This is a genomic window from Mesomycoplasma neurolyticum, from assembly GCF_900660485.1.
GTDB lineage: Bacteria > Bacillota_I > Bacilli_A > Mycoplasmatales > Metamycoplasmataceae > Mesomycoplasma_A > Mesomycoplasma_A neurolyticum.
Genome location: NZ_LR214951.1, coordinates 1 through 26,557, shown reverse-complemented (window position 1 = coordinate 26,557; position 26,557 = coordinate 1). Strand labels below are relative to the sequence as shown.

Here is a 26,557-nt window from a genome sequence, read left to right as displayed (position 1 = left end):
CATGGGATTAAGTAGTGAATTATTAGCTAAAGCACCTTTTTTAAAAGATGCAAGACCATTTCAAAGTGGTGAAGCTTTTTGATTAATAAAAGGAGCTATACCTATTTATAGCTTTATGATATTTTTAGGTATTATTGCTTCAATTATTTCGATATTTTTCTTTTGAAAAAGAGAAAAGTTGAGTTTAGAGCACTTATATTGACTTATCATTATAACTGTGCCAACTGCAATTATAGGTGCAAGACTAGGATTTATTTTTGAACAAATTATCGCTGGCAATGCAGCAAGTTTAAAAAATAACTGATGAAATCCAAGAGATGGAGGTCTTTCTGTTCAATGGGGGGTTATGATTTCTGCATCTTGTGATCTTATTTATGTAATGACAAAAAGAAAAGTGTTAGATTACAGAAAGGCAATGAGTTATATTTTACCAACCATTTTAATTGGTCAAGCAATTGGAAGATGAGGAAATTTTACTAATCATGAGCTTTATGGTAAAGTTGATAGCGATGGTTCAACTGTGTTGTGATTAGGCGAATCTATTGTTAAAAATATGTATATTAGAGATAGCGTTAATACTGATGGAGCACTAAGAGTTCCTTTGTTCTTTTATGAATTTTTAACATCTATTATTGGTTATATTTTAATAGTTTGAATTTTAAATTTATTCAACTGATTAAAACCAGGGACAACAGGAGCTTTATATTTTGTTTGATATGGAATAGTTAGAAGTTCAATGGAATTTTTAAGACAAGAATCTTATGTATTTTACTTTGTAATTTCAATTTTATATATAATTTTTGGTCTTACTTTTGCAAGTTATTATCAGTTTTTAGGAAATTATAGATTTAATTTTAAAGAAAAAAAACTTGAAAAAGTTATTAGATATAAAAGTGAAAAAAGAAAATGACTAAACATTAATTGAAATTATTATCAAAAACTTTATTAATATTAAAATAATTAAAGAGGGAAAAATGGCAAAAAAATATGATGTTGTAATAATAGGAGCAGGTCCTGCTGGAATGGCTGCAGCAGTTTATGCTTCAAGGGGTAATTTATCTGTTGCACTAATCGAAAAAAGTGCTCCAGGTGGTAAAATGGTTTCTCAATCTAAAATTGAAAATTGACCAGGTGATAAAATGGTAGTTGGTGGTGAATTATCACTAAGAATGTATGAGCATGCACTTGCTTATGGTGCTGAACATTTATATGGTAATGTTAAAGAAATAAAATCAATTAGCGAATTTGAAAAAGAAGTTTATTTAGAAGATAATTCAGTTATTAAAGCAAAAGCAATAATAATTGCTTCAGGGATGAACGAAAGAAAACCAATGGATGTAGAAAATATCTTGAAATTTGAACATCATGGAGTTTCTTATTGTGTTATTTGTGATGGACCTTTTTACAAAAACAAACCTTCAATCATAATTGGTGGTGGTAATTCAGCTGTTGAAGAAGGAACATTTTTAGCTTCTATTGCTTCTGAAGTTTACATTTTTGTACGTGATGATAAATTTAATGCTGAACCAATGCTTATAGATGAATTAATGAAAAGAGAAAATGTTAAAGTTTACTTTAATTCTAAAGTATTAAAACTTGAAGGTGATGAAAACTTAGAAAAAGCAATTGTTGATATAAATGGAGAAATCAAAGAATTAAAAATTGCTTCCTTATTTCCATATATAGGTTTTGTTCCAGCAACAGAATTTGCAAAAAATCTTAACATTTTAGAACCTAATGGTTTAATTAAAGTAGATAAATTCCAAGAAACAAATGAAAAAGGAATTTATGCAATTGGTGATGTTGTTTTAAAAGAAATAAGACAGATAGCTACTGCAACTGCTGATGGAACAATTGCAGGAAAAATTTTAACCAATCGTTTAGGAAAAAAATAATTTATTTTAAAATTAATTTTTTAACTAAAAAAAATATAATAAAAAAATACTTTTTACCTTATTTGGTAAAAAGTATTTTTAATTTAAGCTTTAGAAAAAAATATAAATATTTTTTTAAAATAAATTATTTTAGCAATTTAAAACATGCAAAAAAATGAAAAAATATTGTTTTTTTCAACAAAAATACAATATTTTTACTGAAAAATTGACTTTTTTTTTTTTTTTATAAAATCAATTTAGTTATACATTGTTATAACTATTTTATTTTTTAAAAAAGGTGGTGTATTATTTTAAAAAAAATTAAAATATTAGATTTTAAAAATAAATCACGTTCTTTTTTAACTAGATTATCACAAGCATTTATGCTTCCAATTGCTATATTACCAATTATGGGTTTACTTTTAGGAATTGGGGGAGCAATCGGTGCTAATGATAAGTCAGCTTCAGGACAAGAAGTTGCAAATTTTTTTAAAGGAATGTCAGAAATAATTTTTGCTAATTTACCTGTTTTATTTGGTGCATCTGTAGTTGTTTCATTTACAAATAAAAATAGAATTTATTCAACATTTATGTTTTTGATTGCATATTTAATTTTTCTATCTATTCAATCTGTTTTTATTCATTATGAAAAAGTACAATTTGATGTAGAAGGACAACTTTTTGAAAAAGAACAATTTAAAGATATTTTTTATATTTATAAAAAAGATACCGATAAATATATAGTTGGTAAAACGTTAGGAATTACTTCACTACAAACATCAATTTTTGGTGGAATTATTGTTGGTGCCATTGTTGTTTTTGTTATGAATCGTTGAAGTAATATTCAACTACCATATTACTTAGGATTTTTTTCAGGAATTAAAATTGTTCCAATGATATTAATTCCTATTGCAACAATTTTAGGATTAACTTTTCTTTTAGTTTGACCTTTAATTGGTATGGTAATTGCTACAATAGGAAAGTGAGCAGCTAAAACACCTGGTGGAATTGATGGTTTAGCTTATGGTATTTTAGGTAGAAGCTTAATGCCATTGGGTTTACATCATATTGTTATTGCAATAGCATGACAAACAAAACTAGGTGGAAATTTAGATAAAAATGAAATTATTAAAGTTGCTAGTGAACTAAAAGTTTTAGACAGTGCTGAAATTAAAGAATTTTTAAATGCTTTTAAAGAAGGTAAAACTACTATTGAAGGTGATCATAACATTTGAAACTTTGTTAATGGCCTTAAAATAAACCGTCTTCCTTATAATAACACAGGAGGTTCTTTACCTGTTTTTGAATGAATGGCTAAATATATGAATGTTTATGCTGGTAGATTTATTCAAGATTACCCTATATATTTAGGAGCGGTACAAGGTTTGGGATTAGCTATGATTTTAGCTGCTTACCCTAAAAATCGTAAAAAAGTTGCTGCAATAGTTGGTTCATCAATGTTAGTTGCATTTTTAACAGGCATTACAGAACCATTAGAGTTTTCATTTTTATTTGTTGCTCCATTGTTTTACTACATATTTTATGTACCATTATCAGGATTAGCTTATATGTTTATGAAACTTGCTGGTTCTCATATTGGTGTTGGTTTTGCAAGAGGATTTATTGATTTTATTATTTTTGGAATTGTGCCATATCAAAAAGGCACACAATTTTATTGAGCTATTATATTTGCCCTTATTTTTGCTGTTATTTCATTTTTTGCATTTTATTTTTTCATTAAAAAATTTGATTGAAAAACACCTGGAAGAACAGAAGATGAAATAACCTTAATAACTAAAAGTAAATATAATGAATTAAAAAAACAAGATGATTTTTTAAATAAATTAATAAATGCTTATGGTGGAATTGATAACATTAAAAATGTAACTGCATGTGCTACAAGATTAAGAATTGAAGTAAAAGCTCCAGAGTTAGTTAACAATTCAATTTTTAAACAACTAGGAGCTAGTGGCTTTATTCAAAAAGGCACATCAACACAAGCAATTTTTGGAAATAAAGCAGCTATTTTAGCTTCTGAAATTAATGATTTATATTTTAAAAAATAAATTAAAAACACAAAAAGTTTTAATGAAATAAGCCTATTTTTCAAAACTTTTTGTGTTTTTTTTATTCATTTTTTTAAAAAAAGTACAAAAAAAATGGCGATCCCGAGAGGATTCGAACCTCTGACAACAAGCTTAGAAGGCTTGTGCTCTATCCTGCTGAGCTACGAGACCACATTTCATACAATTATACAATAAAATTAATATTTTGTTTCAATTCTTTTTAAATTTATTTTTGCTTTTAAAAAATAAGCATCAACCAATTCTTGCTCTTTTATATTTAATAAATCTAAAAATCCTAATGTTTTTTGAAAGGTATCTAAAAGATTTTCAGAATTAACATTATTTTTTAAATTGATAGCACTTGTAAATAGAGCACTTAATTGCTTATCTAAATCATTACTTACAACTTCTTTTTTTATCTCTGAATTTAATTTTTGATCTATTGCTAATGAGCTAAGAAAATGTATAATATCAGCTCATTCTTCTAAAAGTTTATCTTTCTTAATTTCTTTGTTGTTTTTTCAATATTTAAATGATTGAATTTCGTTTGCAAATTCAGCTATCTCTACAATAATGGCTAAAGTAATTTTGAGATGAAATCCATCAAATCTTTTTTTCTGATTCATTGCTTCTAAAAACTTTTGATCAAGTTTTTTTTGAAATTCAAATATGTCTTTAAAATTCATAATATTAATTATAAATTATTAATTAAATTAATGATGTTTTTTTTTGACAAAAAAAATATTTTAAAAAATTTTGTTTTTTTTGTTTTTTTGTTATAATAAGTAAGCGCTATTGCTCGAATGGCGAAATTGGTAGACGCAAGGGACTTAAAATCCCTCGGTAGCAATACTGTGCTGGTTCAAGTCCAGTTTCGAGCACCATTATATGCGCCCTTAGCTCAGCAGGTAGAGCAAATGGCTTTTAACCATTGGGTCAGAGGTTCAAATCCTCTAGGGCGTACCATTCTGTATTTACAGACCTACTTTATATTTTTTTTAAAATATACAAATTGTGTGTGATATTAAACAACAAAGTACATTATTTAAATTTGTATTTATATATTTTTCATTTCTTAAATCCACTGCTATTAATAAAGGCGGTGGATTTTCATTTCAATTCAAATATTATTATTTGAATAATTAAAACTATTTATAAATAAAAATACATAAAAAAAGTAAATAATAAAAATTAAAAAAATTTAGTATTTTAAATAAGTGGTTTTTATTTTTAGAATTAATTATTAATTCATGATATTATTTATGGAGTGAATAATAAAAGCATACCGCTTTATGATAGAATATATTTAAAAATAAAAGATACTTTTTTAAAAAACACAAACATTTTTTTGTTTTAATAAAATACCACGTTTTAAAAGATAAAACTATATTATTAGTTGATTAAACTAATAAGTATACCAATGAATTAATTGATATTTTAATTTTAAAAAATACAAATATAAGGATGATAATTAATTAAATAAAACCCATAATTTATAAAGACACTTATAAATTATGGGTTTTATTTAAAAATATATTGCTAAAAAATTAAATCATTAAATTTAAAATAAAATAAAAAATTTGGAAATAATTTTCAAATAAAAAAGCTGTTTCGTTTAGTGTAGGAAGCATTATTTGATTATTTCTTAATTTTTATTTTTTTATAAACTAATGTTTCATAAATTATTTCTAAAACATTTAATTCTTGTTTAAAATCCTCCCAATATTTTGTAACTGTATAAATATCTTTAATTTCTGAATAAAATAACAAGTCTAAATCATTTGCTTCTCTTGATAACATGTTATTGTCAAAACTACCTTGTATTACAAAATTAAATTGTGAAAATTTACTAGATAAATATTTTACTAAATTTAAAATTATTTATTTTTTATTCATTTGCAAAAAATATGTTATTTAGATTCAACATCATGAAACACATCATCATCTAGAATATCATATTTAAAATGTCATAAAATTAACAAATCTTTTAAAATATTTTTTTTTGATTTAATTTTAATATAATTATTTGTAATTTTTTCATTTGTTCTAAGATGTTTAATATAACTATTAAGTTTTTTCCTAAAAGATAATATTATGCATAAATAAAAAATTATAAAACCAAAAGCAATAGCTAATATTCAACAAAATAATAAAATTAAACCATTTTTTTTGAAATCACTTCATTCTATATAATTGATAAAAAATGAAATAGAGAAAAAAAATATAAATAAAGAAAAAATGAAATATAATAACTGTTTTAAACTAAATTTATTTAATTCTACTTTTAAATTTAAAATTTTTAATAAATTTTTTTCTTCAATTTCACCTAGCGTTTCTTCTTGATTTATAGAATATATTTTTTTATAGATCAATTTTAAATCTGTAAATTTTAAAAAATTTACATCTATATTGGCATTTAATAAACAATTCATTCAAATTGTATTAATTTTTTTAAATTTCAGAAAATTTAAATTAACTTGTTCTGTTTGAATGAAGTGAAAAATAGTTTTTTTCAATTTAACATATATAAAAAACCAAATAATAATAATTATTAAAAAAAATAAACATAAAATAACTGAAATAGGTAAAAATACATAAACAGCTAATATTAAATTGACTGTATGTTCTTTACTTTTGTTAAGAAAAAAAAATACTTCAAAAATTAAAGGAAGCAAAATAAGTGATGCTATAATATGAAAAAGAAATAAATTAGAAAGAAAAATATTTAATTTTAGTTTTAATTTATAGTTTTTTTTATTTTTGTCTATATTATTCATTTTTTTAATAAGAAGATCCTATATACATATTAAAATATGAACTATTGTTTGAAGAATAATATCCATCATCTTCATCATCGTTGTTGTCATAATTGCTATTATATATATTATTGTTTATTATTAAAGCATTATAGTTTAGTAAATGTTTCTCTTTTTCATTAACTTCATCAACTAATTTTTTAAAAATAAAATTAAAATCTTTGTAATTAAAATTGCTTAATTCTTGTATTTTTTTAACATATTCAATTTTGAATTTTTGTGCATTTGTTTCATCTAATGAATTTAAAAACAAATTTATATTGTTTTCAATATTTTTTTTATCTGTAGCTTCGTTATTTATAGGTGATGCAAAAACACTTGGAACATATGTAATGTCATTTAATGTTGAAATTAAATTTAATATGGTTTTCATAAATATAACCCCTTTTTTAAAAAAATAAAAATAATAAATTGTGTGTATTATGTATATTATTTTTTGCCACACATTTTCATTATAAATTAAATAAAAAATAAAAACCAAAAAAAATAAAAAAGTAAATTTCTTTTGGTTTTTTATATATTTTTTTCTTTTTTTAAAATAATTAAAGAATTTCTCATCCAAAATATCTTCATTTAATATGCAATAACTTATTTGAATCGTGAAAATTCTTTTTTTCTTCATAAAATTTTTTATATCATTCTAGATTGAAAAAAGGAACTCTTCCAGCATATAAATGTTTAAAACTTTTAAAATCTAAATGAACAACTACATTCTCAATTATATTAAATTTAATAATCGAATCTTTAGTAAGATTTATTCATTCTTTATAATTAATTTGAAAATCTATTTTTTTAAATTTTAAACATTTATTTAAATTTTCAAAATTTTTATCACCATTAAAAGAAAGAATTGCATTTTTTTCTGCTAATTGACTTTGAATGAATAAATCTTCAAGAGTTCTAAATTTAGCTAATCTTGATTTTGAAATTGATGAAGCAAAAACTCTTCAAAATTGTGGCACTAATCAATAACCATCAATATTTTCGTTAATTTTGATCACTGTTTTCATTACTCAAAGTGTTTTTCAACAAAATGAAAAATTCCATCTTCATCATTTGATTTAGTGATAAAAGTAGAAACTTTCTTTACATTAACAGGAGCTTGCTCCATTGCAACAGAATATTTAGCTTTTTCAAACATAGAAATATCATTGCTTTCATCACCAAAAACTAAAGTTTTATTTAAGTCAAAATTATATTTTTTAGCAAGCATTTCAATTCCTGTACCTTTTGTTGATTCATTTCTCATTATATCAACAACTTCAGGGTGTGATTGAACAGCATAAATCCCAGGTATTTCATTAAGTTCTTTTAAAGCTTTTTCTAAATCTAATTCATTACTATCTGTTTTAATCATTAAAAATTTAACAATTTTATTTTCTTGATTTAAAAAATTTTTTTGTTGTTCTTTATTAAGAATAACAAATTCTGGTTTGTGCTCATTATCACGACTTTTAATTGTATCTTCAACTCATTTAAATCATTTTGATACTTTTGCTTCAGGATGATAACCTTGCATTTTATCTACTTGATAAACTAAAAATGTAATATTATTTTTAGTTAAAATATTTCAAATTAAACTAACTTGATCTTTTGTAAAACTATTGTAAAAAATCACTTTGTTTAATTTATAGTCAAAAATCAAAGCTCCATTACATGAAATAATTGGAAAATCTGGTTTTAGTAAAGTGATTTCTTTCTTAACAAAATAATATGGTCTTCCTGTAGCAACACCGAATAATTTATTATTGTTTTTTAACTTAATAATTGTTTGGATGCTGTTAGGTGAAATACTTTTATCACTTTGTAAAAGTGTACCATCAAGATCGGAAAAAACAACTTTTACATCTTTTTTTATGCTGAAACTACTTTTTATTGCTTTGTCCATAATACGAATTTACCCCGTGCTTACGTGAATAATGTTTTTCTTGTAATGTTTTATTTGCAGAAATTTTTTTTGGATTAATTATTTGAGTAAAAAAAGCCATTTTAGCTACTTCTTCAAGTGTTAGTGCTAAGTCCACAGCACTTTTTGAACTTTTATCTGATCAAGTAAAAGGTCCATGTTCTTTTACAAGCACAGCAGGCATTGCACTAAAATCAATTTTGTTTTTAATGAAATGTTCTAAAATAACCAAACCTGTATTATGCTCATATTCACCATTTATTTCTTCATCACTTAATTCTCTTGTGCATGGCACAGGACCATAAAAATTATCAGCATGAGTAGTTCCAAATAGTGGAATATTTTTTCCCGCTTGTGCTCAGGCCACAGCATAAGGTGAATGAGTATGAACAATTCCTTTAATTTTAGGGTTATTTTTATAAATTAATGTATGTGTTGGTGTATCTGTAGAAGGATTGTTTTTTGAATCAATTATGTTGTTGTCTAAATCAACAACAACCATATCTTTATATGTCATAGTTTCATAACTAACACCACTAGGTTTAATTACCATATATTTACGATCTTTAGTAATACCTGAAACATTTCCTCATGTATGAATTGCTAATTTATAATTGTGTAAAAGTAAATTTGCTTCAAAAACTTCTTTTTTTAAAAGTTCTATTTCTTCTTTATTCACATTTAGCCTTCTTTCATTGTAAATTATAAAACTTTCTTGCTTTAACTAATTTATCAACATTTTCTTCCAAAGTTTCATCACTTTTGTTTTCTGATCACATCTCTATTAACATCGGACCTTTAAAGTTAATTTTTTTAATTGCTCTAAGTGCTTTAGGAAAATTAACACTTCCTTGGCCTCATTCTATTTTTTTAAAAACTTTTTTTGTTGTATCTTTGAAATGGAAGGCAACAATTTTATCACTAGCAAGAGTAATTTCATTTTCAACATCTTTTGTAAATTGAGATAAATTACCAATATCAGGATAAATATAAAAATTAGGCATATTAATTTCTTTAAGAAAATTCATACACTTAGTTATTGTTCCTGCAAAAGCTGTATCCATTGTTTCAAAAGCAAGTGTAATGCTGTATTTTTGGGCAAGTTGTGCAGCTTTTTTCATACCTTCAATAAAGCGTTTTTTTGATACTTTATTGGATTTTTCATAATAAACATCATATGCTGCAATTTGAATAATTCTTATTCCTAATTTTTTAGCTAAAATAAGAGCTTTTTCCATGATTTCGAAAGCTTTTTCTCTAACTTTCTCATCTTTTGAACCAAAAGGAAAACGACGATGAGCACTCAAACACATAGAATTAAAATAAAAGTTATGATAAAATAATACATTTCTTAATTTATTAATTTTTTTATCATCTCAGTCTAAACGACTTAATCTTGCATTACTTTCATCAATGCTTAGTTCAATAAAATCATAACCTGCTTTTTTAGCTATTTGGATTTTTTCTTCTCAATCAAATTTAGCATTAATAGCTTTTTCATAAATACCTACAAGTCTTTTAATTTCAGTATTTTTTGAACTCATTTTTAAACTCCTTTGCAGCTTGCGATGGATTTTGGGCATCACGAATTGAACGACCTGCTATAAAGATATAAATGTTTATATCTTTAAAAAGTTTTATATCTTCAACAGTGACGCCACCAGTTACAGTAACTTTAAAGCCCATATCTGCTAATTTTTTTACTATTTCTAAATCTTTATCTGATCAATTTTTCCCTGCAGCTTGGGCATCACGTGCTCTATGTCAAACAACTTGTGTTACTCCCACTTCTTTTCATTGTTTTACTTGTTCCCAAGTAAAATTTGATGTCATTTCAATTTGAACTTCTTTTGATGAACTATATGTTTTAGATAAATCAACAAGTTCTTTGACTGTTGCTGTTTCAGCAGCACAAATAGCAGTTGTAAAATCACCACCATTATCAAAAAACATTTTTCCAAAAATTTTTGCTGCATCTGCAATTTTTCCATCAACTACAATAATTTTGTTTGGAAAACGTTTTTTTAGTTCAACAATTGCTTTTTTTCCTTCTGAAGCTAAAAGTATTGTTCCAACTTCAATCACATCAATATCATGTTCAACTTTTTCTACTATTTCAATAGCATCCTTAATAGTTAAATTATCAAGTGCTATTTGTAATAAAGGTAACGCCATATTATTCCTTATCTACTTTTTTTATTATGATAAATATTTTGTGAAATCTATTTTTTCAATAATAGCAAAAACTTCTTCATCATTTTTAGCATTTAAAATTTCATTAATTGTTTTTTCTTCTTCAAAAACAGCAGCAATTTGTGGTAGTGCTTCTGAAGTGTGAACTTCTGGCGAAGTTGCAGCTAAAGTTATTAAAATTCTTACAGGTCTTTCATCATTATCAAAATAAACAGGTTTTTTTAATGTAATTAATGAAAAAGAATTTTCATTAACTCCTGAATCACTACTTGCATGTGGCATTGCTAAATTATCAGCAATAATATAATATGGCCCATGCTCTACTGTACTTTTAATAATTGCTTCATAGTATGAATTTAAAACTAAGTTTTTATCAATTAATGGTTTAGTTGCTAAATAAACAGCTTCTTTTCAATCTTTGGCTTCTAAATTTAAATTAACTGTTTTATGTTTTTTTAAAATTTCTAATAAATTAATTTTTGCCATATTATAGTCCTAATGCTTTTTTGAATGCTTCTTTAATTTCTGCTTCATTCATTAAATTTTTAACACCAATAATTTTAGCCTTTTGATCAGTTCTAAATTCTGGAGCTAAATGGATTGAAGTAATGATAATATCAACACTATTAGTCATTCCTTTAGATTGACCCATGCTTAATGCTTCAACAGATGCTTCAAGTCCTAATTCTTTAGCAATTTTTTGCACTTTAAGCTTGATTAACATAGATGTTCCCATTCCATTGCCACAAGCTGCTACAATTTTTAATGGATTCATATTTTTCTCCTTTTTTAAATATGGAAATAAACTAACATATGTTAAATTTATTTCCATATTTTATGTTTTTTATATTAACTTTTTTTAATTATGAACAACTAATTCTGGTTTTATTCTAAAAAGTTTTTGGAAGTATGTTTGTTTGGTTTGCATTCCTGTGTCAATTAATTGAGCTAAAATTAACATACCAACAATTGTAATTACAATAATTACTCATGCTAAATATGTATTTCATGCTGCAAACAACATAAATACACCGAAGAATAATGTTCAGTCTGCCATACCAATATATCCATCTTTTACTGGATTTTCTGTAAATTCTGGCTTATTATTAACAATATTATGAGGGAAAGCCTCACCTTGAACAGCTACCAATTTTAAAGCAAATGAAATAATAATTATTTCTAAAAAACCAATAATTCCTGGAACAAGTAAAGCTGCTTTTCATCCTCCGGATGCATTTGCATAAACTCCTAATGAACCGGAGTTAAAGAATAATGTTATAAATAACGGAATTGTTAATGTAATAATGTTTTGGTTTGGAATAGATGTAAGACCTATAACAATAAATACAGCTAAGAATTGCCCTATAACCCCTGATAAAAATCCATAAGTTACAGAGTTAATACTGAAGCCATAAACAGCTGCAACGTCAACAGCAACCACTGAATTTGGAATTATTTTCTCACTAATTCCTTGGAATGATTGTTGAAGTTCTGTAATGAACATTCTAACACCTGTGATTAAAGCAATTAAAGCAGCTACTATTCTTAATGAACCACCAATAATTAAAAACACAATATTTGCATCTTTAAATGTTCCATTTCATGCTTCTAATCCTTTACCAAATACTGTTTTTCCATCTCCATTTTTGATTTCTTTAAATGCATTGAAATTATCATTAATAATTCCTGGTTTACTTGCAATTAAAATTATAAATAATACTAAAAATAATAATAAAATTATTACTGTTTGAGTAAAAATATTATCTTCAAATATTTTCAAATATGAAGGTAATTTACGATTTTCTGCAGTATCTTCTTTTTTACCAAAAAATCTACCTAATTTATATGAAGTTGCAATACCAAACATTTGTTGGTGTCCAATTGCAAATCCTGCATTTTCAGTTACTTTGTTAGTAATTTTAAGAGTTGATGAAGAACCAACAGCTCAATACACACCTGTAAAAATACCTGAAATTAAAATTAATGGAATTTGTACTTCTGCTAAGTTTCAATCATACCCTCTAAATAATAAAACAAAGAAAATTGTTGTAACAACAGCTGATTGTTGTAACATAATATGACCTGTTACCATTAATGTGTTAATATTAGTTCATTTTTTCAATAAAACTAAAACAATATTAATGGCAAAAGCAACTAACATTGTAAAGGCAATAGCTGAAACTAGACCACCTCTTAAATATGCGTTTGCATTAGCTAAAGCAAAATAAGGATCAAGTGGGACAATATCACCACCCCCTAATTCTTTAATATTTTCAAACACTGGTTTAGCCATACCTACAAGAATACCTGAACCAATGCCTAATAATAAAAATCCAATTATTGTTTTAAGTGCACCTATAAATGACTCACGAAAGCCACGGCCAATAATTAGATAACCAACAAAGACTAAAAATCCAAGTACTAATGCTGGTTGTTTTAAAAAGTTATCTAAGTAAATAGTTTTAATTGTAAAATTAAAAGCATTAACTCAAGCTTCGCTAGTTCATGACCCTTGTGACGCTTTTACTAAAAGCGAAGTGAAAAAGATGATTAAATTAGCTACCAAAAATAAAATTCAACCAATTAAAATTTTATTTTTTTTACTTTTTTCTAAAAAACTTTTCATTTTATCCTTTCTTTTTTTTTTTTTTTTATTTATTCAATACTTAAAGTAAATTACTCAACTTTAAGTATTTTTTTAAGTTCTAAAACTCTTGGGTTAACTTTAGAATAATCAAATGTTCTTTTTTCATCAAAGGTTAATATTTCTCTTGGGTTATTGATTAAAATATCATCAATCGCCTCTTGAGAAACCCCTACTTGTCTTAATAAAGGAATAAAACGATCAAATAAATAACCTAATCCAAAAGTTTGTTTTCCTTTTGTAAGACCATAATTTCTTTGGTATAAAATACGTCCTGCATCTAATGAAATAGTGATATGTTTTTGTAACCCTTTATCAACTAAATACTTAATATTTTCTGCTAATGTTGCATCTGTATAATACTTAACACGATCAGGACCATCAAAACAAAGTGTTACCCCTAATTCCTTAATTATTTTTTCATAATAATATTTATCAGGATTTTTATTTAAATGTGAAAGTTGAATTTTACGAGGATTAACCCCAAAATCAATTAGATGTTGTGCTGCTTCATAAGCCATTGTCCCTAACTGAGTATGAACAAGAACAGGCGCACCTGTTGTAATTGAAGAACGAGCTGCAATCTCTAATGATTTTAATTCTAAACGATCAATAGCTGCATAACCTGTTCCAGCTTTAATAATGCCAGCCTTGGATTTTGATCTTTTAACTACAGGACCGCTGTAGTTATATTCATCCATTCCTTCCTCAATTTCAGCTACTATCATTTTTGTTATTTCTTCAATTGGAACTAGCGAAAGCCAAGAAGCTCCTTTGTCATAAAATGCTGATTTATGGAAACCAGTAGCCATAATAATATGTGCTTTGTTTTTTAAAGTGTTAGCAATTTCTAACATTTTTTGAACATCTCTACCTACATTAGGTGGGTCCATTGTAACCATTGTTTTACCACCTTTAGCTACATATTCCTCCATTTCTTTTACTGCTGCTTCTATTGAAAGCATAACAAAATCAGGATGTTCATGCGCTTCTGGACCATAATTTTTAATTAAATGGTCGTGGCAATCTACAACTCCTAAATTTTTAGGATCAATATCACCTAAAACTGTACGTGCAAATTTAAACATTTTTTCTCCTTTCTAGATTATTTTTTACACTTTTATATTATAAAGTTTAAATTTTAAAAGATGAAATAATTATGCAAAAAATAAAAAAATACCATTTTTTTAATAAATAAAAATTTTTTTAATCAAAAAATAAAAAAAATCTCATCAAAAAATGATGAGGCAAAATATAAATTAAAATTTTATTTTTCTTAAAATAAAAAATTATTTTGATAATTGAATTTTTTGTTCTAATTCTTTAATAATATTTCTTTTAAAAATTAATTTTTCAAGATAAAAGTTTAAAAATGGAATTGAAATTGCAAAAATTAACATCAAAAAGTAAAATAACAATCCAACATATGATGGAATAGTTGAAGCGTCACCATCAATAAATAAACCTCATGTTGTTTCAAAATTTTCATTAAATACATCACTTATTAATAAAACAAAATATGTTACTTCAATTATTGAAATCCCTATTACAAAAATTAACGCTGCAGTGTAAAAAATAATATTATTTAATTTAGTGGTTTCTGTAATTTTTTTTCTTTTAATTGTATAAACAACAACATTAAATGCATAAACCATAAAAAAGAAAATAGTTGGATAATTTGTTACCCCATCTATTAAACGATCATTATTTAAAATGATGGATGGTAATATAGAAATTACAAAAACAATTAAATATAAAGCAAAAACGTAAATAAATTTTGTTTTTGTAATTCCAAATTTATTTTTTAAAAATTTAATTCCAAATATTGTTTCTACTTTAGCAGCTGTTTCTAATTCTGTTAAAAATGCTAATGTAACACCATTATATGTCCCAAAAATTGAAACCATGATAAAAAATGAAACTATAGGTAAAATAAAGTTAGCGGCTGTCTTTGGAAGTGAAGTTTCTATTAATTTATGAATAACACCTTGGTTATGTAATATTGAAGATATTGCTATTAATGAATATAATGTAATAACAATTGACATACCAACTAAAATTACTAAAAATTGATCTCTTTTTGGTTTTTTTAATTTTGAAGAAATACTCCCAACAATTAAAAATGAATCATATGCAAATAAAATAGCGGGTAGCGCAACTATTAAACCTTTAAAGCTGAAAAAACTTTTTTTATTAATAAAAGCATTAAAACTTTCACTATTTAATTCACTATTTAAATTATTACTTTTAAAAAATATTATACCAATAAATACAGAAGCAATTAAAGGTAAAAATTTTAATATAACTGTTGTTGATTGAATTAATCCAGATGATTTTGTTGAAAATATGTTAGTTACAACTATAAATGCACCCATTATAAAGCCTAAAAGTGCAGCCACTCAAAAAGGAACATTGCTAAGATTTATTGCACCTAAAGAGCCTAAAAAAAATAAAATAGCTTCTGCTAAAAAAATGCCTAACGCACTAAACAAAATACCATAATAAAATATTATAAAAGTTACATTAATAGCATAACCAACTTTAGCTCCTTTAACTCTATAAATTCACGAAGAAAGACCATTGAGTTTAGGAATTTTTGATGTACCAATCTCTGAAAAATTCAAAGCAGCAGCAAAAGAAATGATACCGCCAACAATTCATGCCATTAATCATGTTCAACCATCATGGTTAGTGGCTTTTGAAACTGAATTATTTTTAAAAAATATCCCAATTCCTACAACCGAACCAATAAGCATGGTTAAAGCAATGAAAAAACCAAATTTCTTTGTTTGTTTTAACATTAAAAAAAATATATCCTTTCTTTTTGTTATATAAAAAATAGTATTATAACATTATTTATTTTTTTTGTAATTAAAATTATTTATTTTTTTCAACAATTTTTTTTAACTTAATATTTCAATGATTAAGAGCACTTTTAGTTTTAAAAATTTTGTATTTAGTTGCTAAAATATTAGTTATTTCATTTAAATTTAAAAAAGGTTTTTCTTTTTTTAATTTAAAAAAAATTAATTGTTGTTCATCAAAATAATGCTCAAGATTATTTTTAACTATAAATTCATAATTTTCAATTATTTTATTTGAGGCGTCAACTAATTTTTTTTGGTTATAAACATCTAAACTAGCTATTCTATTAGCACTATTTTTTATATCTCTTATGCTTTTTATATCAAAAAAAGTTTGAAAACTCTCCATTGCCCCAATTGCATTTAGAAAATCTAAAATATTTTCTGATTTTTTTTCATAAATGACATATTTATTACTTTTGGAAATAAGATGAAAATTAAAATCATATTTATTTAATTTATTAACCATTAATAATGCAATATTTTTATTTAATGTTGTAATTTGTAAGTGATATGATGTGGAATTATAATTAGATATAGTCCCACCAGCTAAAAATGCCCCAGCAAAAAAATACCTTGGTTCTTTTATTTGCATAGAAATTTTAATATCTTTTTTATTAATATAAAATCAGTTTTTATTTTTTGGATAAGGTTTATAGTCAATTTTTAAAAATTGCATTTTTTCTTTTAAAATTGATGAAATATTAGACTTATTAATCTTAATTAAAATTTCTTTTTGTTTTACATCACAAGAAGTTAAAAGAAAACCATTTAAAAATGAAAGTAATGAACTTAATTTCATTTTTTTATTTAAAATTTCTAATTTTATTTGATGGCTAAAAGTCATTATTCACCTTTCCTGACAAACAAAAAAATAAAAAAAAGTAGCTCCCTATCTTCCCTTATTTCAGGTATTTTCGGCGTAAAAGGGCTTAACTACTGAGTTCGGAATGGTATCAGGTGCTCACCTTTGCTATGGCTACTATTGATATTATTATACACATTTTTTTTAAAAAAACAAATATTTTTTTTATAATTAGTTTATTATTTAACAAAAAAACAAGGAGAAAAATGATTATTTTAGGTATAGAATCAACACATGATGACACATCGCTTGCAATTTTAGAAGACAAAAAAATTATTGCCAATATAATTTTTAGTCAAATTGATTTGCATAAAAATTTTGGTGGGACAGTTCCTGAATTAGCTTCAAGAGAACATGCAAGTAATATAGCTATTATATTAGAAGAAATTAAAAAAATTATTTCACTAGAAAAAATTGACTACATTGCATATGCTAATAAACCTGGATTGATAGGTGCTTTACAAATAGGTTATTTATTTGCAAAAGCATTATCACTTGCATTAAATAAACCACTTAAGCCTATAAATCATTTAAAAGGTCATTTTTTTTCCGCTGCTATTAACAATGATATTATTTACCCTGCTTTAGGTTTGCTCACTTCAGGTGGACATTCTCAAATTTTATTAGCAAATAATGAAAATGATATAACCATAATTGGTGAAACTCAAGATGATGCAATTGGCGAAGTTTATGATAAAGTAGCACGTAAATTAAATCTTGGTTTTCCAGGTGGACCATTAATTGATAAAATTTTTTATGAATTTAAAACTGATTATGAATCCAAAATAAAACTAACAACACCTAAAATATTAAATGAATTTGATTTTTCATTTAGTGGCATTAAAACACAAGTTATTAATATAATTAACAATTTTCAAAATAAAAATATCGAAATTCCAGTTAATGAAATTGCATTTAGTTTTCAAAAAACAGCAATTAATTATTTGTTAGATGTTTTTAAAAAAGCTTTAAATATATATAAAGTTAATTCTATTGTGTTGTCAGGCGGTGTTTCAGCTAATAAATACTTAAGGCAAGAATTTTTAAAATTACATAAAAATGCTTTAATTCCTGATTTAAAATATTGCACAGATAATGGAGCTATGATTGCAAAAGCTGCAGAAATAATTTATAAATTAAAATAACAATTTTAACTATTTTTTGTTTAATTTTAAATGTATAAAATTTGTATATTAAAAAATAAAATGTTAAGTTTTAATAAAAAATAATTTTTAGTTACTTTTTTAAAAAAATATTTTTAAAATGTAAAGTTGAATTTAATTAGATGATAAAAAAAGCAGTCGTAATGACTGCTTTTTTTGTTATAAATAAATAAAATTATTTTTTAAATTTTTCTAACTGATGTACAGCACTTCTTGCTGCTTCTCACAATACTTCACTAAATGTTGGATGTGGATGAACTGCTGATGCAATTTCATAAATTGAAATTTCATTTTCTATTGCTAAAACAACTTCGGAAATTAAATCAGTTGCTGTTCCACCAATAATGTGACAACCTATAATTTCACCATATTCTTTATCAATAATAAATTTAGCAAACCCTTTTGGCTCGTTAGCTGCTAATGCTTTACCAATGAATGAAAATTGGTGTTTTACACTAATGAAATCTAATTTTGCATCTTTAGCTTGTTGTTCTGTTAGTCCTACACTGGCAATTTCAGGACTTGTATAAATACATGCTGGAACAGTTTTGGCATTAAATTTAACTGTTTTCTTCAAGATATTTGATACAGCAACAACAGCATGACGATAAGCAACATGAGCTAACATTGCTTGACCAACAACATCACCAATTCCATATACACCTTCAACATTAGTTTCACAGAATTCATCAATTAATAATTCTTTTCTAGAACCAAGTTTTATTCCAACTTCTTCTAAACCAAGAGATGAAGGCACTCTACCGACAGAGACAAGTGTAACATCTGATTTTATTAAGTGTTCTTTTCCATCCACTTCATAATATAGTGTGTCATTTTCAAATTTTGTTGTATTAGCATTAGTTATAACATCAACACCTAATTCTTTTAAGTCGCTAGAAACTTGTTTGATAATGTCTTGATCTAACATAGCTAATACTGTAGGCATATTTTGAATAATAACAACTTTTGTTCCTGCTGCAGCAAAAATTTGAGCAAATTCAACACCAATTACACCACCACCAACAATTGTTAATGATTTTGGTTTTTCTTTTAAATTAATTGCTTCTTTTGAAGTAATTAATTTACCTGTTTTGTAACCTTGTTCAAAACCTGGTAGTGTTAATTCACGATCAGATGAACCTGTTGCAACAATAATATTTTTTCCACGGTAAACTTTATTTTCAACCTCAATTTCATGAGCGCCAACAAATTTTGCACTACCAAAAATTGTTTTTACTTTGTTCATTCTCATTAAAGCTTGAATTCCGTTTGTTAGTTGACTAACAACTTTTGATTTACGCTCGTGCATTTTGCTTCAATCAATTTTTACATCAACTTGTCCTACTATACCATATTCATGAGCATGTTTAACACTATGGTATATTTCAGCTGTTTTTAATAATGCTTTAGTTGGAATACATCCAACATTTAAACAAACACCACCTCAAAACTCTTTTTCAACAATTAATGTTTTAAGTCCTGCTTTACCAGCTTCTTCAGCCGCTAAATAACCACCAGGACCTGAACCAATTACAATAACATCAAATGTTTCTGTAATGTTTTTATCATATAACTTACCAGTTTCTTTTCCAGGTTTTGTTAATGTAGTTGCAGTGGTTTTGGTAGGTCTATCTTTTTTAGCAAAACGATTGAATGTTTTTTTTGCAGGTTTTGCTTCAGATGAAGTGCTTGGAGAGACAAATGCTGAAAGATCAAATAAATCATTTGATACTTTTACTTCTCCTACAACAGAAGCTCCACCTTCTTGAGGTGCTTCTTCCTTAACAACTTCTTGGCTTGAAGCTGTTTCAGTTGTTTCTTCTGTGTCGCCTGATCCATCATCAATATAATAAATTTCTTGTCCTACATGAATTGTGTCTCCAACTGCCATTAAAATCTTAACAATTTTCCCGGTTGCTGGAGAAGGTATATCAGAAGTAACTTTATCTGTTTCTACAGAAAAAAGTGAATCACCTTCTTTAACTTCATCCCCAACATTTTTATAGATTTCAGCAACTACTCCTTCATGTAATCCTTCACCTATATCAGCGAATTTAAACTTATGCATAAATTATAACACTCCTAAAACTTCTGGTTTTTCAAGCAACTCTTTTACTCTTGCGATAAATCTTCCAGCATCTGCACCATCAATTCATCTGTGGTCAGCTGAAATTGTAATATTCATTACTTTAGCTGGTTTTACTTCACCTTGTTTATTGAATACAACTCTATCAACAATAGCTCCTACACCAGCAATAGCAAGTTCAGGATAATTAATAACAGGTGTTCCAAATAAAGCACCCACTGATCCATAGTTAGTGATAGTGAATGAACCATTTTGCATTTCTGTTACTTTGATAGTTTTGTTTCTAGCTGCTAGCGCAAGACGACTAATTTCTGCTGCAAGTGCAGTCATACTTAAAGTTTGTGCATCTTTAACAACAGGTACCATTAATCCTGTTTCTGTATCAACAGCAATTCCAAGGTTTAATGTAGCTGGATAAACAATTTCATTTGCAGCTTCATCATATTTAGCTGCCATAATTGGAAATTCTTTTAAAGCAATTAGTATAGCTTTTGCAATAAATGGTAAAAATGTTAATTTTACACCAGTTGTTTTTTGAACATCTTCAACAATTTCTTTTCTTAAGTTTCATAATTTTGTTACATCAATTTCGTTAACCAAACTGAAGTAAGCAACATTATCTCTTGAATTAATCATTGCTTTTGCAATGGCTTTTCTAATTGGAGTAATTTTAACTCTTTTAGTTTCTAAAGTTGAACTTTGATTTGAAACTGTAGATGTAGTTGTAGCAGTTGTAGTAGTTACTACCTCAGGAGTTGGAGCTTGAGTAGTAACAGTTGTACTACTAGACATTTGCTTTTGACTAAAAGCAATAACATCATCTTTAGTGATTCTATTGTTAGGTCCGCTACCTTGTGTAATTAGGTTTAAATCAACACCTAATCTTTTAGCAACAGCTCTAGCAATAGGGGTTACTAATGGTTTAGTCATGTTTTTTCCTTTCTTTTGTGTTTTAAAAATTATTAATTTAAATTCTAACTTATTTATTTATAAAACAATGTTTTTTTATTATTCAGTTGGTTCTCAATCTACCACTTCAATTATTTTATCAACAACTTTTTGTGCTGTAATTGCATGATAATTTTCACCACGTGCTAGTGGAACTGTAATATCATAACCAGTTAATCTTGCTGATGGTGCTAATAAAAATTCAAATGCTTTTTCATTAACTCTTGAAATAATTTCAGCTGACACTGAGAATGATCTAACAGCTTCATGAACAACCAAAAGTCTTCCAGTTTTTTTAACTGATTCAACAATTGTTGTTGTATCAATTGGTTTAATTGTTCTTAAGTCTATTAATTCAACACTAATATCTGAACGTTTTTCTTTTAACTCTTTAAGAGCAGCTAAACACTCATGTACTTGTGCACCATAAGTTACAACAGTAATACTTTCACCAGGTACTAAAACATTAGCTTTTCCAATTGGCACTTCATAAATACCTTCAGGAATTTCTTGTTTAAATGAACGATATATTTTTTTAGGTTCTAAAAATACAACTGGATCTGGGTCATTAATAGCTGCAATCAATAATCCCTTTGTATCATAAGGAGTTGAAGGCATAACAACTTTCAATCCTGGAATGTGTGCAAATAATGCTTCAATAGCTTCTGAGTGGTGTTCTAGAGCTCTAACACCTCCAGCCATTGGCATTCTTAGTACTAAAGGAATTGTAACTCTTGATCTAGTTCTATTTCTATATCTAGCAGCATGAGTCATTAATTGTTGGAAAGCTGGGTAAGCAAATCCTTGGAATTGCATTTCAGCAATAGGTTTTAGGCCATTAATAGCTGCACCAACAGCAACTCCCATGATACTTGCTTCAGCAATAGGAGCATCAAACACTCTTTCTACTCCATGTTTTTTTTGCAACCCTTCAGTTGCTCTAAAAACCCCACCTTCATAACCAGAGTCTTCACCTCAAAGAACAACAGTTTTGTCCTTTTCCATCATTAAATCAATTGCATTTGTAACTGCACCAATATTATTTAAAGCAATTTTTTTATCTGACATTATTTAGCCTCCTTTGATTTGAAGTAAGCAATCGCTTCATCTTTTTGCTCTTGTAATTCTTCTGGTAATTCTGCATATGTATGATCAAAAATTTCTTCAATGTCCATATCTAATTCTTTCAATGATTCATTGTATTGTTCTTTTACATATTCCATTGATTCATCTCAAATTTTAGTTTTTTCTTCCTCAGTTAAATAACCGTGGTCAAAAAGATATTTTTCCATTCTGTGGAATGGTTCTCATTTTTCATTTTCTTTTTCTACTTCTTCAGTTCTATAAACTCTTGGGTTATCTGAAGTGGTATGTGGCCCTTGTCTTCATGTTACAAATTCCACTAAAACAGGTCCATGTCCAGCTCTTGCATACTCAACAGCTTCTTTCATAACTGCATAAGAAGCAAAAAAGTCATTTCCATCAACTCTAACACCAGGGATACCTGCTGCGTGTGCTTTAGCAGCAATAGTTTCAGAACCAGTTTCTAAGTGATCTGGTGTTGAAATTGATCATTGGTTGTTATTTACACAGAAAACTGTTGGTCATTTTCAAATTGAAGAAATATTCATTGCTTCATAAAATTCACCTTCAGCTGTCCCACCATTTCCAATAAATGAAACTGAAACCGCTTTTTCTCCTCTTAATTTAGCAGCATATGCAATTCCTGCTGCGTGTGATGTTTGTGTTCCAATTGGTATATTAATAGGTAATAAATTAATTCCTTCAGGAACAACATTTCCTCTTTCATTTCCATTTCAATATAATAATTGATTTTTCATAGGCATTCCCATGTAAAGCATAGTTGCATTAGATCTGAATGCTGGTACAAATCAATCTTCTTTTTTTAACACCATAGCTGAAGCTACTTGTAGCGCCTCTTCACCAAAGTTAGGCGCAAATGTTAACATTCTACCTTGTCTTTGAAGTTGAGTCATGTATGTGTCTTGTTGTCTTGATAAAACCATTGTTTTATAAGCTTTAATTAATTCTTCTTTTGATAATTTAGGATCAAATGATTTATCAACTGTCTTAATTCAGTTTCCATCAATATCAATAAAACGAATTAAATCATTTTTACTTAACATTACATGTTTTGGTTTAACAAATTTAAATTCCATATAATTCTTCTTTAATTCTCCTTTTGATTTTCAAAAAAAATATAAACATTAATAAAACTTTTTATAAAAAATATATTATAAAGCAGAATAAATTAGATCTTTTTTTTAATAATGTTTATAAAATTATTATACTTTAAATTTAATATTTTTATACTGAAAAACTAAAAAAGTTATATTTAAATTTCAAATGGTAAAGATAAAATAAATAAAAGCATTGCTAATAAAAAATCTATAAGCAAGTTTAAATTAGTTTTATTTTTTTTATTTACATAATATTTTTTTAAATGTTCATCTAATTTTTGGTCATGTTTTTTTTGTTTTATTTCTTTGTTATAACTATAAATCTGTTTTTTTAAACTAAAAGTTTCGAACAAACCTAAACGCAAAATAATTGTAAATAACAATTTAGCAATATTTAATCCTGCTATAATCATGGCAGCTTTATATCAAACCAGTTTATTAAATGAAAAAATTAATAATAAAAACATTATTAAAAAAATAATAAACCATATAAAAATAAATGAATAATCTCATTTTGTTATTTTTTTAATAATGTATTTTTTTCAAAAATAATTAATTTTCTTCATTATTTAATCATTCTTTTAATTGTTTTTCTGTACCACTTACAAAATGGCTTTCACTATTTTTAACTTGTTTTGTAATAATAGGATTTTGTTCTTGTGTTTGTTCAATTAAGTAATTATTTTGAAATTCAGAAGCTATAAAAGGAATATTAGCATTTGAAATTTTCGGTATTGATTTGAATAAATTAATTGTGTAAGGGTGTTTTGGATTTTCATAAATTTCTTTAACATTACCTTGTTCTACAACTTTACCAAAATGCATAATCATAATTTTATCAGCTACATATTCAACCATTGATAAATCATGAGCTATAAAAATCATTGAAATTTTCTTTTTTGCAACAATTTCTTTTAATAAATTAACAATTTGCGCTTGAATTGAAATATCTAAGGAAGCAATTGGCTCATCAGCAATAATTATTTTTGGTTCACTAATTAGAGCTCTTGCAATAACAATTCTTTGTCTTTGCCCACCTGAAAATTCATGTGGATAACGATAAACAAATTGTCTTAATAAACCTACTTCTTCTAAAATATTAAATATTGTTTCACTATAAAGAATACTTTTAATTTGTTTTTTAGTGTTTCAATTAAGTTTGTTGTTATGTATTCTTAATAAAAATAATATTTTATAATAAAGTTTATTTATTTCTACCATTTCTTCATCATATCTTTTAAAATTATCTTTTTTATCATTATTTTTTTGTTTGAAATGATTTATAATAGATTTTATAAAGTTTTTATCATGTTTTTCATCAAGCATTTTATTTTTTAATCAAATTAAAAATTTCTGATAGATTTCACGATAATGGCGATCTAATTCCTTTTGTTTTTCATGAATTTTAATAATTTCTTTATCTTTTAACGAAATTAAATTTTGAATTTGTTTTAATCAAGCATTAAAATTTACTAAATATTTATTAAGTTCACTTTTAAACACACATTGAGCTTTTTTATATTTTTTATCTGCAAGTTGATATTTTAATAAATTATATTTTTCATGGCTTTTGGTTTTAATAATTTTTGAGTTAACAAACAAAATTTCTTCTTTTATTTCAGCAATTTCTTGTTCAAATTTTTTCTTAGCATTATTAGCTAGTTCAAAATAATAACTTAAATCAAGTTTTTCATATTCATCGATAATTTTTGCTTCTAAGTCTTTAGTAGATAAAGAAATAAGATTATTTTCATCAATAATTTTTACATATTTATTTGCAAAAAGTTTTAAAGTATCTTCATTAAAATATTGAATTTTTTTAATTAAATCATCAATGTTTTCAATAGATAAATACTTTAAATTTTTTAATAAATGTTCTTTATTTTTTGAATAATATTTTTTAGATAAAATATTTTTAGATTTTTTATTAACTAAATATTTTTTGTAAAAATTAGAGAAAACATAAAAATCATATTGGCTATAAGCTTGATTTTTGTTTAACAATGCTTCATTTTTAAATTGATCAATAAAATTTTTTAAATATTTATTAGAATTACTTATATTTTCTTTATATTCTTCAGTTTTTTCTTTTAATAATTTTTTTAATTTTTTTAATTTTTCTTTATTATTATAGTTTTCTTCTGTATCATAAAGTAATTTTCTTCTAAATAGTAATTCTTGTTTTGTTTCAACTAAATCTTTTTCATCAAAAGAAAATTTCTTTTCACGATAATCTTTTTGTTTTTCAAAATAAAAAGATAAAAGCTTAGATGAATTTTTATAAAGTTGATTTATTGCATTAGATTCATAAAACTGTCTTTGTGTTATATAAAGATAAAATGAATTAAAAACTTCTTCATATGATTTTGTTGTATGATAAATTTTATTAAAATTAATTTTTCGAAATGTGTTTCTTCAATCACCAAAATAATTTTCAGCATTTTGAATAATAATATTATTATTATCTAATTTAATTTGATGATATTTCTTAATAAATTCATATTTAAAATTATCTGTTATGTTTTCTCAATCAGAAAAAATATCCTGCATTTTTTCTTTAATTACATTATTAACTTTTAAAGGCTCTTTCAAAATAGAATAAATGTTTTTTTGTGGATTTAAAGATGCATGTGGATCTTGAAAAATCATTTGCATATTTTTTCTTAAAAAACGATCTTTTTTTCTTGAAATTTTTTTACCAGTAATAATTTCATTATTGAGAATAACTTGACCATTTTTATCTTCAATTAATCTTATAAGAGATCTACCTACAGTTGTTTTACCACTTCCAGATTCACCAATTAGACCTAAAATTTCACCTTCATATAAATCAAAAGATAAACCATCAATTGCTTTTGTAATTGAGTTTTTATTTTGAAAATATTTTTTTAGATTTTTAACACTTAAAACTATTTTTTTATTATTTTCCAT

The 26,557-nt window shown here is 25.4% G+C and carries 25 protein-coding genes, 3 tRNA genes and 1 rRNA gene; 6 read left to right on the top strand and 23 right to left on the bottom strand.

Features of this window, described 5'->3' with window-relative positions:
- The first annotated feature begins 1 nt into the window (after position 1).
- The 3 genes from lgt to EXC65_RS00130 all read left to right on the top strand — a co-directional run bounded on the left by lgt (position 2) and on the right by EXC65_RS00130 (position 3,940).
- The gene (gene lgt / locus EXC65_RS00140; RefSeq protein ID WP_232018815.1) at positions 2–949 is read left to right on the top strand and encodes a prolipoprotein diacylglyceryl transferase; all 948 of its coding nucleotides are present in this window, start codon (positions 2–4) and stop codon (positions 947–949) included.
- A 25-nt stretch (positions 950–974) separates the two neighbouring features.
- Positions 975–1,895 (top strand): NAD(P)/FAD-dependent oxidoreductase, encoded by a 921-nt coding sequence (locus EXC65_RS00135; RefSeq protein WP_129719464.1) that lies wholly within the window; start codon positions 975–977, stop codon positions 1,893–1,895.
- Between the two features lie 362 nt (positions 1,896–2,257).
- The gene (locus tag EXC65_RS00130; protein WP_129719463.1) at positions 2,258–3,940 is read left to right on the top strand and encodes a PTS transporter subunit EIIC; all 1,683 of its coding nucleotides are present in this window, start codon (positions 2,258–2,260) and stop codon (positions 3,938–3,940) included.
- A gap of 94 nt (positions 3,941–4,034) precedes the next feature.
- On the opposite strand, the gene EXC65_RS00125 is transcribed toward EXC65_RS00130, so the two are convergent.
- Positions 4,035–4,111, bottom strand: a tRNA-Arg gene (locus EXC65_RS00125).
- 26 nt (positions 4,112–4,137) lie between these two features.
- Complete coding sequence (locus EXC65_RS00120) at positions 4,138–4,626, bottom strand: dUTP diphosphatase (protein WP_129719462.1); 489 nt, start codon at positions 4,624–4,626, stop codon at positions 4,138–4,140.
- A 111-nt stretch (positions 4,627–4,737) separates the two neighbouring features.
- Here EXC65_RS00120 and EXC65_RS00115 point away from each other — a divergent pair.
- Positions 4,738–4,824 (top strand) — tRNA-Leu (locus EXC65_RS00115).
- A gap of 6 nt (positions 4,825–4,830) precedes the next feature.
- Positions 4,831–4,906, top strand: a tRNA-Lys gene (locus tag EXC65_RS00110).
- A 672-nt stretch (positions 4,907–5,578) separates the two neighbouring features.
- On the opposite strand, the gene EXC65_RS04430 is transcribed toward EXC65_RS00110, so the two are convergent.
- From EXC65_RS04430 to rrf, 15 genes are all read right to left on the bottom strand, one after another.
- A complete protein-coding gene (locus tag EXC65_RS04430) occupies positions 5,579–5,740 on the bottom strand; it encodes a hypothetical protein (RefSeq protein WP_165001303.1) in 162 nt (53 codons plus the stop codon).
- Positions 5,741–5,850: 110 nt separating this feature from the next.
- Positions 5,851–6,372 (bottom strand): hypothetical protein, encoded by a 522-nt coding sequence (locus EXC65_RS04425; protein ID WP_165001302.1) that lies wholly within the window; start codon positions 6,370–6,372, stop codon positions 5,851–5,853.
- 349 nt (positions 6,373–6,721) lie between these two features.
- Positions 6,722–7,129, bottom strand: a complete 408-nt coding sequence (locus EXC65_RS00100) for a hypothetical protein (protein WP_129719460.1) — start codon at positions 7,127–7,129, stop codon at positions 6,722–6,724.
- 169 nt (positions 7,130–7,298) lie between these two features.
- A complete protein-coding gene (locus EXC65_RS00095) occupies positions 7,299–7,766 on the bottom strand; it encodes an MPN499 family protein (RefSeq protein ID WP_129719459.1) in 468 nt (155 codons plus the stop codon).
- The gene (locus tag EXC65_RS00090) at positions 7,766–8,644 is read right to left on the bottom strand and encodes an HAD family hydrolase (RefSeq protein ID WP_129719458.1); all 879 of its coding nucleotides are present in this window, start codon (positions 8,642–8,644) and stop codon (positions 7,766–7,768) included. Before EXC65_RS00090 ends, EXC65_RS00095 begins: the two co-directional genes overlap by 1 nt.
- Positions 8,622–9,341 carry an L-ribulose-5-phosphate 4-epimerase gene (locus EXC65_RS00085; protein WP_129719457.1) on the bottom strand — a complete coding sequence of 240 codons (720 nt, stop codon included), beginning with the start codon at positions 9,339–9,341 and terminating at the stop codon, positions 8,622–8,624. The genes EXC65_RS00090 and EXC65_RS00085 overlap by 23 nt, the downstream gene beginning before the upstream one ends.
- Positions 9,334–10,206: an L-ribulose-5-phosphate 3-epimerase gene (locus EXC65_RS00080; protein ID WP_129719456.1), complete on the bottom strand. Its 873-nt coding sequence runs from the start codon at positions 10,204–10,206 to the stop codon at positions 9,334–9,336. The genes EXC65_RS00085 and EXC65_RS00080 overlap by 8 nt, the downstream gene beginning before the upstream one ends.
- A complete protein-coding gene (locus tag EXC65_RS00075) occupies positions 10,181–10,837 on the bottom strand; it encodes a 3-keto-L-gulonate-6-phosphate decarboxylase UlaD (RefSeq protein ID WP_129719455.1) in 657 nt (218 codons plus the stop codon). The genes EXC65_RS00080 and EXC65_RS00075 overlap by 26 nt, the downstream gene beginning before the upstream one ends.
- A gap of 24 nt (positions 10,838–10,861) precedes the next feature.
- Positions 10,862–11,341, bottom strand: a complete 480-nt coding sequence (locus EXC65_RS00070; protein WP_197724528.1) for a PTS sugar transporter subunit IIA — start codon at positions 11,339–11,341, stop codon at positions 10,862–10,864.
- A gap of 1 nt (position 11,342) precedes the next feature.
- Entirely contained in the window at positions 11,343–11,630 is a 288-nt protein-coding gene (locus EXC65_RS00065; RefSeq protein ID WP_129719454.1) for a PTS sugar transporter subunit IIB, read from the bottom strand.
- A gap of 84 nt (positions 11,631–11,714) precedes the next feature.
- Positions 11,715–13,481 carry a PTS ascorbate transporter subunit IIC gene (locus EXC65_RS00060; protein WP_129719453.1) on the bottom strand — a complete coding sequence of 589 codons (1,767 nt, stop codon included), beginning with the start codon at positions 13,479–13,481 and terminating at the stop codon, positions 11,715–11,717.
- 50 nt (positions 13,482–13,531) lie between these two features.
- Complete coding sequence (locus EXC65_RS00055; protein ID WP_129719452.1) at positions 13,532–14,587, bottom strand: phospho-furanose lactonase; 1,056 nt, start codon at positions 14,585–14,587, stop codon at positions 13,532–13,534.
- A gap of 201 nt (positions 14,588–14,788) precedes the next feature.
- On the bottom strand, positions 14,789–16,300 hold the full coding sequence (locus tag EXC65_RS00050; RefSeq protein ID WP_129719451.1) for an APC family permease: 1,512 nt from the start codon (positions 16,298–16,300) through the stop codon (positions 14,789–14,791).
- A gap of 76 nt (positions 16,301–16,376) precedes the next feature.
- Positions 16,377–17,210, bottom strand: coding sequence for a DNA-binding protein WhiA (whiA, locus tag EXC65_RS00045; RefSeq protein ID WP_129719450.1), 834 nt, complete (start codon positions 17,208–17,210; stop codon positions 16,377–16,379).
- Positions 17,211–17,242: 32 nt separating this feature from the next.
- Positions 17,243–17,350, bottom strand: a 5S ribosomal RNA gene (rrf, locus tag EXC65_RS00040).
- An 84-nt stretch (positions 17,351–17,434) separates the two neighbouring features.
- Here rrf and tsaD point away from each other — a divergent pair.
- Positions 17,435–18,373 (top strand): tRNA (adenosine(37)-N6)-threonylcarbamoyltransferase complex transferase subunit TsaD, encoded by a 939-nt coding sequence (gene tsaD / locus EXC65_RS00035; protein WP_129719449.1) that lies wholly within the window; start codon positions 17,435–17,437, stop codon positions 18,371–18,373.
- 193 nt (positions 18,374–18,566) lie between these two features.
- Here the strand turns inward: tsaD and lpdA are convergent, their stop codons facing one another.
- The 6 genes from lpdA to EXC65_RS04655 form a co-directional block, all read right to left on the bottom strand.
- The gene (gene lpdA / locus EXC65_RS00030) at positions 18,567–20,459 is read right to left on the bottom strand and encodes a dihydrolipoyl dehydrogenase (RefSeq protein ID WP_129719448.1); all 1,893 of its coding nucleotides are present in this window, start codon (positions 20,457–20,459) and stop codon (positions 18,567–18,569) included.
- A 3-nt stretch (positions 20,460–20,462) separates the two neighbouring features.
- On the bottom strand, positions 20,463–21,407 hold the full coding sequence (locus EXC65_RS00025; RefSeq protein ID WP_129719447.1) for a 2-oxo acid dehydrogenase subunit E2: 945 nt from the start codon (positions 21,405–21,407) through the stop codon (positions 20,463–20,465).
- Positions 21,408–21,485: 78 nt separating this feature from the next.
- Positions 21,486–22,493, bottom strand: a complete 1,008-nt coding sequence (locus EXC65_RS00020) for an alpha-ketoacid dehydrogenase subunit beta (protein WP_129719446.1) — start codon at positions 22,491–22,493, stop codon at positions 21,486–21,488.
- Entirely contained in the window at positions 22,493–23,605 is a 1,113-nt protein-coding gene (gene pdhA / locus EXC65_RS00015) for a pyruvate dehydrogenase (acetyl-transferring) E1 component subunit alpha (protein WP_129719445.1), read from the bottom strand. The genes EXC65_RS00020 and pdhA overlap by 1 nt, the downstream gene beginning before the upstream one ends.
- A 176-nt stretch (positions 23,606–23,781) precedes the next feature.
- Positions 23,782–24,039, bottom strand: a complete 258-nt coding sequence (locus tag EXC65_RS00010; RefSeq protein ID WP_129719444.1) for a hypothetical protein — start codon at positions 24,037–24,039, stop codon at positions 23,782–23,784.
- A gap of 139 nt (positions 24,040–24,178) precedes the next feature.
- Positions 24,179–26,557: an ATP-binding cassette domain-containing protein gene (locus tag EXC65_RS04655; protein WP_129719443.1), complete on the bottom strand. Its 2,379-nt coding sequence runs from the start codon at positions 26,555–26,557 to the stop codon at positions 24,179–24,181.